Source organism: Clostridioides sp. GD02377, from assembly GCF_045899875.1.
GTDB classification, from domain to species: domain Bacteria; phylum Bacillota; class Clostridia; order Peptostreptococcales; family Peptostreptococcaceae; genus Clostridioides; species Clostridioides difficile_A.
In genome coordinates this window covers 54,127-65,839 of the sequence record NZ_JBJODA010000006.1, presented here as the reverse complement: position 1 = coordinate 65,839, position 11,713 = coordinate 54,127, and the positions used below count along the sequence as shown (strand labels likewise).

At 27.5% G+C, this 11,713-nt stretch carries 10 protein-coding genes; 4 read left to right on the top strand and 6 right to left on the bottom strand.

Annotated features, from left to right (window positions below):
• Window positions 1-63 precede the first annotated feature (63 nt).
• From hflX to Q3304_RS06520, 5 genes are all read right to left on the bottom strand, one after another.
• Window positions 64-1,329: a GTPase HflX gene (hflX, locus tag Q3304_RS06540; protein WP_407813887.1), complete on the bottom strand. Its 1,266-nt coding sequence runs from the start codon at window positions 1,327-1,329 to the stop codon at window positions 64-66.
• Window positions 1,330-1,968: 639 nt separating this feature from the next.
• The gene (locus Q3304_RS06535; protein ID WP_407813888.1) at window positions 1,969-3,801 is read right to left on the bottom strand and encodes an ABC transporter ATP-binding protein; all 1,833 of its coding nucleotides are present in this window, start codon (window positions 3,799-3,801) and stop codon (window positions 1,969-1,971) included.
• Complete coding sequence (locus tag Q3304_RS06530) at window positions 3,794-6,040, bottom strand: ABC transporter ATP-binding protein (RefSeq protein ID WP_074179746.1); 2,247 nt, start codon at window positions 6,038-6,040, stop codon at window positions 3,794-3,796. The genes Q3304_RS06535 and Q3304_RS06530 overlap by 8 nt, the downstream gene beginning before the upstream one ends.
• 67 nt (window positions 6,041-6,107) lie before the next feature.
• Complete coding sequence (locus tag Q3304_RS06525) at window positions 6,108-6,569, bottom strand: MarR family winged helix-turn-helix transcriptional regulator (RefSeq protein WP_054270680.1); 462 nt, start codon at window positions 6,567-6,569, stop codon at window positions 6,108-6,110.
• A gap of 308 nt (window positions 6,570-6,877) precedes the next feature.
• Window positions 6,878-7,444 carry a beta-class carbonic anhydrase gene (locus tag Q3304_RS06520; RefSeq protein WP_407813889.1) on the bottom strand — a complete coding sequence of 189 codons (567 nt, stop codon included), beginning with the start codon at window positions 7,442-7,444 and terminating at the stop codon, window positions 6,878-6,880.
• Window positions 7,445-8,158: 714 nt separating this feature from the next.
• Between Q3304_RS06520 and Q3304_RS06515 the strand changes: the two genes are divergently transcribed.
• The 3 genes from Q3304_RS06515 (at window position 8,159) to Q3304_RS06505 (ending at window position 9,664) form a co-directional block, all read left to right on the top strand.
• Window positions 8,159-8,497 (top strand): helix-turn-helix domain-containing protein, encoded by a 339-nt coding sequence (locus Q3304_RS06515; RefSeq protein WP_054270682.1) that lies wholly within the window; start codon window positions 8,159-8,161, stop codon window positions 8,495-8,497.
• A gap of 12 nt (window positions 8,498-8,509) precedes the next feature.
• Entirely contained in the window at window positions 8,510-8,836 is a 327-nt protein-coding gene (locus tag Q3304_RS06510) for a helix-turn-helix transcriptional regulator (protein ID WP_223195593.1), read from the top strand.
• Between the two features lie 150 nt (window positions 8,837-8,986).
• Window positions 8,987-9,664 (top strand): hypothetical protein, encoded by a 678-nt coding sequence (locus Q3304_RS06505; RefSeq protein ID WP_054270683.1) that lies wholly within the window; start codon window positions 8,987-8,989, stop codon window positions 9,662-9,664.
• 67 nt (window positions 9,665-9,731) lie between these two features.
• On the opposite strand, the gene aroD is transcribed toward Q3304_RS06505, so the two are convergent.
• Window positions 9,732-10,499, bottom strand: coding sequence for a type I 3-dehydroquinate dehydratase (gene aroD, locus Q3304_RS06500; RefSeq protein ID WP_074179745.1), 768 nt, complete (start codon window positions 10,497-10,499; stop codon window positions 9,732-9,734).
• 282 nt (window positions 10,500-10,781) lie between these two features.
• On the opposite strand from aroD, the gene Q3304_RS06495 reads away from it, so the two are divergent.
• Complete coding sequence (locus tag Q3304_RS06495) at window positions 10,782-11,687, top strand: LysR family transcriptional regulator (protein ID WP_407813890.1); 906 nt, start codon at window positions 10,782-10,784, stop codon at window positions 11,685-11,687.
• Window positions 11,688-11,713 lie beyond the last annotated feature (26 nt).

Here is an 11,713-nt window from a genome sequence, read left to right as displayed (position 1 = left end):
ATTTAACTCAGATTTAAAATATTTGCATTAAATACATTTTAAGTTATATTAATTTTTTAAAATCTACTCTAAAACATATTTTCTGTACTTATTATACTCTATATCACTACATTCAACATCTAAAACGGTTCCTTCTTCGGTATATTCTGTACTTATTATGCTTGCATTATCATTAAAATAAGATGCTATATAACCCTCACTGTATGGGATTAAAATCTTACATCTTATATAATCCTTAAATATACTATCACAAATACATTTTATCATTTTATCCATATTTATATCTTTTTTTACTGAAACAAAGATTCCATCTATATCGTCTACAATATTATTTAAAACTTCTTCACCTATTAAATCAACTTTATTGTATACATTTATCATAGGTATACAATCAGCACCTATCTGTTTTAAAGTATCTTCAGTTACTTTAATATGATTTTTGTAGCTTGGATTTGAAATATCAACAACATGTAATAATATATCTGCTTCACATGCTTCTTCTAAAGTTGACCTAAATGCCTTTACTAGGTCATGTGGAAGATTGCTTACAAACCCAACAGTATCAGATAATAAAAACTCTTTGTTATTTGAAAGAACTATATTCCTAACAGAAGTCTCTAACGTAGCAAATAGCATATCTTTCTCAAAAACTTTCTTTTCTTCAGAATTTTTAAATGTATCCACTAATTTATTCATGATTGAAGATTTCCCAGCATTTGTGTACCCAACTAAAGCAACATTTGGGAGATTTGATTTTCTCCTCATACTTCTTTGGGTTTCTCTTTGAAATTTTAAATCATCAAGCTCTTTATTTAGAAAAGTTATCTTTTCTTCTATTCTTCTACGGTCAAGTTCTAACTTTTTCTCACCAGAACCCCTATTTTTAGTACCAACACCACCACTTTGGCGTCCTAAATTTTCATTTGAACCTATAAGCCTTGGTAACATATATTTTAAACTAGCAACTTCTACTTGAAGTTTAGCTTCTCTAGTTTTTGCCCTCTGTGCAAATATATCAAGTATTAATGCTGTCCTATCTATAATTTCGCAATTAAGTTTTTCTTCAAGGTTTTTGAGTTGTGATGTAGAAAGTTCATTGTAAAATACTACTATATCTGTATTTTCTTTCTTTATTAAGTCTAATAACTCATCGACTTTACCTGTACCAATGTAATATGCTCTATTGACTTGCTTTGCATTTTGAATTATACTTCCCACAACATCAATATCACATGCTGAACACAAGTTTTCAAGTTCAATCATCAGTTCATTAAAATCCTCAGATTTATTATTTATGTTTAGTCCTACTATTATTCCTTTTTTCGCCATATCCATATTCTCCTTATCTGCTATTTTTATTTAATATATAGCACGAGATTATGGCTCTATAATTAAATTCATTAAGAATTATACCTTTATTTTATCCTTAAATGACACTTCTAATTTAACATTATAATAACCATAATCGTGCATTATTTTCTCAATCTTATAGAAAAAATCACTTTCATACACCCCCTCTCAATTATATTATGTAGTTTTTTCAATAAAAAAACTCCTTACAAATCTAAGTAATACAAACAAGCTACTTATATCATAAGAAGGATTAAAATTCTAAATATATATTAAAAATATGCCAATTTAATTGACTAACATGTAATTATCATATTATATTTAACCCAATTCTTAAATTTAAGTAGTTTTTTACATGATTAATAAAAGTAATAGAAATATACACTTTTATACAATCAACAACTATTAAAATTAAATTTTATTTATAATAAAATTTAAAGAATACGATTAAATATACATTTTGATAACCACCTCCAACATTTTCCTTATTACATAGTATAATAAAATACATACTTTGTAAAGACATAAAATAATAGATAAGACTATACTTATAAAATATAATCTTATCTATTTAGCTTATCTTAATAAATTACATATCTGTTCTAAAACAATTTTTTGTTACATTGCTTCATCTTCTTCAAATTGAGAATTATAAAGATTGGCATAGAATCCGCCTTTCTTTAGAAGTTCCTCATGATTTCCTTGTTCAACTATATCTCCTTCATTCATAACAAGAATCATATCAGCATCACGTATAGTTGATAATCTATGAGCTATAACAAAACTTGTTCTACCTTCCATAAGATTATCCATAGCTTTTTGAATCAATACTTCTGTTCTAGTATCAACAGAACTTGTAGCTTCATCTAATATTAATATTTTAGGGTCAGCTAAAATGGCACGAGCTATAGTCAATAATTGTTTTTGACCTTGAGAAACGTTACTTGCTTCTTCATTTAGTTTCATCTTATATCCATCTGGCAATGTCTTGATAAATCTATGAACATGTGCAGATTTAGCTGCCTCTATAACTTCTTCATCTGTAGCATTTAATTTGCCATATCTTATATTCTCCATAATGGAACCACTAAATAACCATGTATCTTGAAGAACCATACCAAACATTTCTCTGAGTTCACTACGATTGAAATCTTTAATATTATGACCATCAATCAGTATTGCACCACTATTAACATCATAGAACCTCATTAAGAGCTTAACTATTGTAGTTTTACCTGCTCCTGTAGGCCCAACAATGGCAACTTTTTGGCCTGGTTTAACATTTACAGAAAAATCATTTATTATAGTCTTGTTTGAATTATATCCAAAGTTGACATTTTCAAAATCAATTTTGCCTTCTAAACCATCTATTGAAACTGCATTTTCAACAATTTGGTCTTCTTCTTCCTCTTCTAAAAACTCAAATACTCTTTCAGAAGCTGCTGCTGTTGATTGTAGCAAGTTAGCAACCTGTGCAATCTGAGTCATAGGTTGTGTAAAGTTTCTTACATATTGTATAAATGATTGTATGTCCCCAACTTCAATTGTTTTCTTAATCGCAAGCCAACCTCCTAAGATTGAAACCATTACATATCCTAAGTTTCCAATAAACATCATAAGTGGTTGCATTATCCCTGATAAGAATTGAGATTTCCATGCTGAATTATACAAATTATCATTTAATTTATCAAACTCTTCTATTACTTCTTCTTCACGGTTAAATGCTTTTACTATTGTTTGACCACTGTAAGTCTCCTCAACCTGACCATTTACATTTCCTAAATATTCTTGTTGAGACCTAAAGTATTTTTGTGATTTCTTTACTATTCTCGAAATTACAAACATTGATATTGGCAATATTAAAATTGCTACCAATGTCATAATACCACTTATGGATAACATCATTATCAAAACACCTACCATAGTTGTCACTGATGTTATAAGTTGTGTCATACTTTGATTTAAACTTTGGCTTAAAGTATCTATATCATTTGTAATTCTTGATAATATTTCACCATGTGTCTTAGTATCAAAATATTTCATTGGCAATCTATCCAATTTTACTGAAATCTCTTTTCTTAAATTATAGGATACTTTTTGAGAAATTCCACTCATTATAAATCCTTGTACAAAAGAGAATAATGCACTTATCAAGTAAAGGCAAAGTAAAAATACTAAGATTTTTCCAATTGCATTAAAATCTATACCTACATTACCTCCAGAAACTTTGCTCACCAATCCTTCAAATATCTTTGTAGTTGCCTTACCTAAGATTTTTGGACCTACTATGGAAAATGATGCACTTCCAATAGCAAATACAATTACCAAAATTATTGATATTTTAAATTTAGATAAATAAGCAATTAGTTTTCGCATAGTTCCTTTAAAATCATTTGCTTTTTGACCTGCTCCCATAGATTTTCCCATAGGGCCTCTTCCCATTCTACTCATTATCTAGCTCCTCCTTTGAAAGTTGTGATAAAGCTATTTGCTCATAAACTTCGCAATTTTTTAGAAGCTCTTTATGTGTTCCTATTCCAACTATTTTTCCTTCATTTAGAACAACTATTTGTTCTGCATGTAGGATTGTGCTAATTCTTTGTGCAACTATTAGTACTGTACTTTCAGCAGTTTGCGATTTTAAAGCCTTACGAAGAGCTGCATCAGTCTTTAAGTCAAGAGCTGAAAAACTATCATCAAATATATACACTTCTGGATTTTTTGCTATTGCTCTTGCTATAGAAAGTCTTTGTTTTTGACCTCCAGATACGTTTGTTCCACCTTGAGAAATTTCAGTTTTGAAAGCTTCTGGTTTAGAATCAATAAATTCTGTAGCTTGAGCTATTTCAGCTGCAGTTCTCATTTCTTCATCTGTCGCGTCTTTTCTACCATATTTTAAGTTGGACTCTATAGTACCAGAGAATAATATTCCTTTTTGAGGTACATACCCAATTTTCTCTCTTAAGTCATGTTGAGAAACATTTTTTATATTAACTCCATCAAATAATATTTCTCCTTCTGTAACATCAAAGAAACGAGGAATTAAGTTTATAAGAGTCGACTTACCACTACCAGTACTTCCTATAAATGCAGTTGTTTCTCCTGGTTTTGCTGTAAAAGATATATCTGTCAATATAGGTTCTTCTGCATCTGGATACATAAATGAAACATTTTTAAATTCAACAAGACCTTTTTTATCTTCTTTAAATTCTTGCACTTCTGTTTTTTGAGGGTCTTTAATACTTATATCTGATACTATTACTTCATCTATACGTGTAGCTGAAACAGATGCTCTTGGAAGCATAATAGATACCATTGATATCATCAAGAATGACATTATTATCTGCATTGTATATTGTATAAATGCCATCATATCTCCAACTTGCATTGCCCCAGAATCAACACTATATGCACCTCTCCAAACTATAAGAACTGTGATAAGGTTCATTATAAGCATCATAGCAGGCATCATACATGTCATAACTCTATTTACAAAAAGATTTGTTTTAGTTAAATTTGTATTTGCTTCATCAAATCTTTCTTCTTCATGTTTTTCAGTACTAAAAGCTCTAATGACTGGTATACCAGTTATTATTTCACGGCTGACTAAGTTTAACTTATCAACAAGCTTTTGAACTAGTTTAAACTTAGGCATAACCACTGAGAATAATACTACTATTAATGATAAAATAGCAACTACTGCTACTGCTATAATCCATGCCATTGAAGTATTTGTATTTAGAACTTTTATTATTCCACCTATAGCCATTATAGGTGCATAGAATACTATTCTAAGTAACATAACCATCAACATTTGAATTTGTTGAATATCATTTGTACTACGAGTAATTAATGAAGCTGTAGAAAATTCATTCATCTCAGTATTTGAGAATGACATAACTTTTCTAAAAACTCCACTTCTTAGATTTCTACCAACACTTGCTGCTACTCTTGCTGCTAAGAATCCTACTGTTATTGTAGCTACCATACTAACCATAGCTATACCAAGCATTTTAGCACCAGTAAGTAATATATAATTATTTTGAGTTTTTTCTGTATCAATACCTATTTTCTCATACTCTGCCTTTACATATGATACCGAACTTTGTGTTATCATACTTTCTGGCATACCTTCAAAACCTTTACTCATCTCTTTAGTTAATGTTTCTAATTGCTCTTTTGGCATTGCAGATAACAACTTAAACATATCGATATCTCCACCTTGAGTAGCTTGTGGTGGAAGTTGGCTCATTAGTTGAGCTTTCATTGCTTTTACTTCTTTACTATCACCTTCAAGTCCTGCTACTATTAAAATGGCTTTACCAAAGATAGAATTTAAATCATCTATAGTATCTTCATCTTTAGTATTTAACTCATAAAGAGATTCATCTTTTAGACCTGGATACTTATCTTTATACTTACTATAATCTTCTTTATTCAATAAAGTATAGTTATCTAATACTTTATCCTTACTACTTTTATCCATGAATAAAGTAATTTTATCTAACTCTCCCTTTCTAATCACAGATGGAACAGAGTTTTCTACTCCACCTTGTTGTATACCTATATTTACTATATTGGATGTGTATTCTGGTAAAGAAAGGTCACATACTGCTTGAACTACCAATAGACATACTATTACCACTATTGATAATGCTGACTTCTTTAAATATTTAATTAATTTAAACATACATTTCTTCCCTTCTGTAATATTAATTAGTCTAATGACATTAAATTGAAAAATATTATTTTAAAATTTAAAAATATTTTTCATCCTCATGTTTATGACATCCTGCTTTTAAATTATCTCTTACTTGCATTAGGAGTCTTCTAAGTACTATCTTTTCTTCTTCACTAAATCCTAAAAAGAATTCTCTTTCTAATTCCTGATTAAATTCTTCAACTTTATTACATGTTTCTAAACCTTTATCTGTCAAAAAAATTCTAGACACTCTTTGGTCCTTCTCATCTTGTTTTCTTTCTACGAGTCCAGCTTTTTCCATTCTTTTTATCATAACTGTAGTAGTGGATGCTTTTACTTTTCTTTTATCTGCTAATTCTTTTTGACTTTGCCCATTCTTCATCTTTAGTGAAAAAAGTATTTGTGGCTGACCATGATATAAGCCTAATTTATCAAAATAAAAATGAGTTCTTATAAAATATATTCGCATTAATTGCAAGAAAACATCATTCAATTTTTCTTCAGAATTATTATTCATACTTCCCCTCCTTATTTTTATATTACTTAGTCGGCTAAGTGTTATTCTACTATATCATATACTTTTTTTCAATATATTTATAAAAAATTCATATAAATTTCATTTATTAAATGTTTTCGTATAGTTTAGTTATAATTTTAATAATTAATAGTAAGTTTTTTAATTAGCTAGCTACTTATAATTTTTTTTATTAGAAAGCTTAAAATAAACCTTTTCATATATTTTCAAATAAAAAAGTTGTTCCAAAATAAACTTGAAACAACATTTTATTTAACACTGTATTATTGCTTATATACTACTATAATATTTTATTTGTCTTCATACCCATTTACAACAGTATCTAATTTTCCGGTTTCTGGTGATATTATTAGACCATGTACAATAATTCCTTCAGGAATCAAAGGGTGTACTTTTATTAAATTAATACTATCTTTTACAGATTCTTCCGCAGAATCAAATCCATGTAACCATTGCTTGGTATCAATTCCAGCACTACGAAGTGTAAGTATTACATCTTTAGATATCCCTCTATCTAAAATTTTGCTAAGTAGTTTATCTGTGTCAACATTACACATACCACATCCATGATGCCCTACAACTATAACCTCATCTACATCAAACTCATAAATTGCAACTAAAATACTTCTCATAATACTGCCAAACGGATGCATTATAGTAGCTCCTGCATTTTTTATTAGTTTTACATCTCCATTTTTTAAATTCATAGCTTTAGGCAAAAGTTCAGTTAATCTTGTGTCCATACAAGATAAAACTACTATTTTTTTATTTGGATGTTTTGATGTAGCATACTTTTCGTATTCTTTGTTCTCTACAAATGATTTATTATAGTCTAATATTTCTTCTAATTTTCTCATATGTACTCTCACTCTCTTTAAATTTTTTTATTATTATATCATTATTGAACTACAATATATATACATATAATGTAATTTATAGGGTATTAAATATTTTTATAAAATTATCACTCTTAGATAAGATTACATATAACTTATATTTCTAAAGAATTGTATACTTATCTTTTTATTATTAAAACTAACACCATATATTTCCATTATTTATTTAATTATATATTTTTATTATCCATTTAATTATATATTTTTATTAAATCCTATTGTATACATTCTCATCTATTATAATCACTTTTCTATTTTATATCTATTTATTATATTTAAAAATACCAAATCTACTAACATAATAGTCATATTTCAAATACTTATCAAAAAATTTTTACATATTTCAATCATCTAACATTGTCAAATACAAAATTATTCAAATTTTCAAAATATATTCTACATATATAATATGTAATTATAATAAAAAATGCTATAATTAACATATTATTAATTCGTTTTATTATTGTAGTACGGGTATGAAATTATGAAAAATATTTGTCTAATTAAAAATGTAATTTATCCATATTTGTTTATTGTAGATACAGACTATGCAAAATAAATAGCATATATTTCAGTTTAAAAACATATATAGTCTATATTCAGACTAAAAAAGTATAAATAGTCTATATAAAACAACTTAAACTATGAATATAATCTAAGGTGGAGGGATAATAATTGGCAAATATAGGAAAAATAATAGGAGATAGAATAAAAGTCTATAGAACAAAAATGGGATATAGTCAAGAATTTCTAGCAGAAAAAGCAGGTTTACATACAACATATATTGGTCAGATTGAGAGAGCTGAAACAAATACATCCATCAATATTATAATGAAAATCGCTACTGCTTTGAATATACCACTTGAATTGTTATTTGCAAATATTATTACAGCAGAAGGCATTGATAACTCTATACCTTTGGAATGTTATGAAATGATTAATAAATTAACTGAAAAGGAACAAGCCGCAATGTTAGAGTTAATAAAATGCATTATTAAATACAAAGAAATATAAGTGAGGAAAGTAATGACAGTAATGAATTGTATAGGTAAAAGACTTAAAGAAGAACGTAAAAAAGCGAATTTAACTTCAAAAGAGTTTGCAAATATGGTTGGAGTATCACCTTGGTATATAAATCAAATAGAAAGTGGTAAGAAGAATCCAAGTCTTAAAACATTCATAAAATTTGTAAGTGTATTAAATATCTCTGCAGATACTCTTATAAAAGATATTACTCCCATTGGAAAGACATATTTAGAAAATGATATAAATGAAGCGTTAAAAGACTTAAATTCGAGAGAGCTAAATCTGATATTGCAGATTATAGATATAGTAAAAAAGAATAGAATATAGATTCTTTATATTTTATATAAACAAAAAGGTTATTTGAAATAAATAACCTTTTTTTGTCTTTTTGTGTTAACATTGTCTTATAGTGCTAATTAGCACTATTAGACCATGTTCTATGGCCTTATTTTAATATAAAACGATTGGAGATAGGCTATGATTGTGATTGAAGGTAGCGATAAATTTAAGATTGCAAAAGAATATATTGATGTAGAATATACTCTTTTTAGCAAAATCAATTTTAGGTATGAAAAGTTGAAATTTAAAGATAACACTGAATTAGAAAAAATCAAGATGTTTAAATATAAAAATGACTACATACTTAATAAGTTAAACCTTATTTTGGGAAATGAGCTTTGCTCTTATAAAAAACAGATAATTAGAGAAACTGTAGATACTCTAAGATTGACAGAACTTTTTTCAAGTGACAATATAGAAGATATTAAATTCATAAAAGACGATATAGAAAAATTAGAAATTAGCATAGAAAAAGTTGTAAAATTTAAACGTCGAAAAAACAGAAATTATGTTTGTTGTTACTGTCCTGATATGTATAGGGATGTAAAACTAGATAAAGAATCCATCAATAAAATATATAGTAGAAAAATAAAAATTGAAAAAGAAGTTAATATTTTTGAAGATGAAGATATTATAATAAACAAAAAAGTATTTAAATTCCCAAAATCTTGGACTAAGAATATGCAAAAATATTGGTTAAATGAAAATAAGTATCCTGTACATTCTAGTGTAATAGATGATGATAGATACAAATGTTGTAATGTACAATACTCAAAAAACAGAGTAATACTCTTGTATTACATATATAATTTATAGTGTTTTAATGGCATATTTCAAATATGCCATAGTTGATTTATAAGATATTACTTTTCACGTTTTTAAATCATTTAATACTATTATGTAATAAACTAAGTACTGAATTCAACTCTTTAAATGATATTTGCCCTGGCGCTGAACTATTCTTAGAAGCTCCAAAAGTCAATGCAGAACCGAATATTTCCCCACATAATCGACTTATAACTCCAATTCCTGACATGGACATTGTTATGATTGGTCTATCTGCATAAACTCTAGCCATTTCATTTGTAGCTTCAAGTAACACTAGCACATCGTTTTTATTTTGTGGCATAACAGCTATTTTAGGCAGATCTGCTCCTAGCTCTTGCATTCTACATAAACGAGATATAATTTCTTCTTTTTTTGGTGTTTTATAAAAGTCATGATTAGAGATGATTACTTTCACTCCATTTTTATGAGCAAAACCAACCATTTCATCTACAATTTCATCTCCTATAAATAACTCTACATCGATTAAATCTACCAAACCAGTATTAGAAATCTCTTTATTCAATGTAATATAATAATCTTTTGATATTGATTTTTCTCCCCCTTCCTCTACATTTCTAAATGTAAATAATAAAGGTATATCAGATATGTAACTTTTTAATTCATAAAGTATATCCTTAACTTCCTGAATATTTTCCACATTCTCAAAAAAATCAACACGCCATTCTATAATATCCAAACAAGTTTCTTTTAATAATTTAACCTCTTTTATAATATCTTCTTTGTTTTTCCCTATAACTGGTACACAAATCTTAGGTATGCCTTCTCCTATATTAATATTTTTTACTTGAACTATCTTATTCATACTCTCCTCCATGCATAAAAATCCTATAGGATTTTAGATTCTCTTTTTTCCACAACTTTATTATACAGTAAAAATGATATACATTATATATAATAAATCTCATATATTAAGTATATTTAAAGTTAAATTTACTGTGATACTTTATAATATTCATAATATTCTTTAAATTGTATTTTATATAATATATATTATTCTCGATGTTGATAGAATTAATCTACAAATTATGGTATAATTATGTAGAAATAACTCGAATTTCATTACTTATGAAGGGATTGAATATCAATGAACCTAAATCATTTGCATTACTTCAGAGTTTTAGCTAAAGTTGAGCATTATACAAAAGCAGCTACTCAATTATCTATAACTCAACCAAGCTTAAGTCATGCTATATCAGCTCTTGAAAAAGAATTGGGTACTTTTTTATTTGAAAAGCAAGGCAGAAATGTTCGTCTTACTAAATATGGTAAATTTTTTCTAACCTATGTTGATAAAGCATTAGGTGAATTGGAAAGAGGAGAAAAAAAACTTAGAGAATATACTAGTATATCAAAAGGTGTTGTAGACCTAGGATTTATTTACACATTAGGTGCTCACTTCATTCCAAATATAATTGGTAATTTTTTAGAAAAAGAGTCAAATAAAAATATCTCATTTTCATTTGGTCAAGGTACTACAAAGAAGATTATACAAGGTCTAAAGGATGAGAAATTTGATTTGGCATTTTGTTCTTTTGTTCCAAATGAATCCAATATAGATTTTACAGCTATACTTCAAGAAGAATTGGTTGTAATAGTACCATATAGCCATCCTTTAGCATCAAATGATAGTGTAGATTTAAAGGATACAGAAGATTATCCTTTTATATTCTTCAGCGAAGATAGTGGGATTAGACCAATCATTGATAATCTATTTGAAAAGGTCAATGTAAAACCTCAAATTATCTGTGAGACAGAAGAAGATACTGCCGTTGCAGGACTAGTCTCCATTAATTATGGAATAGCTGTCGTTCCAAATATCTTTGCACTTAAATACTTTAATGTAAAAATTTTATCCATAGCAAACCCTATACATGAAAGATACATATATTTAGCTACAATGAAAAATAAATATTTAACGCCTGCTGTTAGTGAATTTAAGAATTTTGTTATTGATTATAGCAAAACCAATAATTTAATAGATATAAACTAAGAAACGAACTAGAAAAGGGATTGTAT

Coding starts and splice junctions, on each gene's coding strand:
- hflX (WP_407813887.1), bottom strand. CDS start 1,329: ATGGCGAAAAAAGGAATAATAGTAGGACTAAACATAAATAATAAATCT.
- Q3304_RS06535 (WP_407813888.1), bottom strand. CDS start 3,801: ATGAGTAGAATGGGAAGAGGCCCTATGGGAAAATCTATGGGAGCAGGT.
- Q3304_RS06530 (WP_074179746.1), bottom strand. CDS start 6,040: ATGTTTAAATTAATTAAATATTTAAAGAAGTCAGCATTATCAATAGTG.
- Q3304_RS06525 (WP_054270680.1), bottom strand. CDS start 6,569: ATGAATAATAATTCTGAAGAAAAATTGAATGATGTTTTCTTGCAATTA.
- Q3304_RS06520 (WP_407813889.1), bottom strand. CDS start 7,444: ATGAGAAAATTAGAAGAAATATTAGACTATAATAAATCATTTGTAGAG.
- Q3304_RS06510 (WP_223195593.1), top strand. CDS start 8,510: ATGACAGTAATGAATTGTATAGGTAAAAGACTTAAAGAAGAACGTAAA.
- Q3304_RS06505 (WP_054270683.1), top strand. CDS start 8,987: ATGATTGTGATTGAAGGTAGCGATAAATTTAAGATTGCAAAAGAATAT.
- aroD (WP_074179745.1), bottom strand. CDS start 10,499: ATGAATAAGATAGTTCAAGTAAAAAATATTAATATAGGAGAAGGCATA.
- Q3304_RS06495 (WP_407813890.1), top strand. CDS start 10,782: ATGAACCTAAATCATTTGCATTACTTCAGAGTTTTAGCTAAAGTTGAG.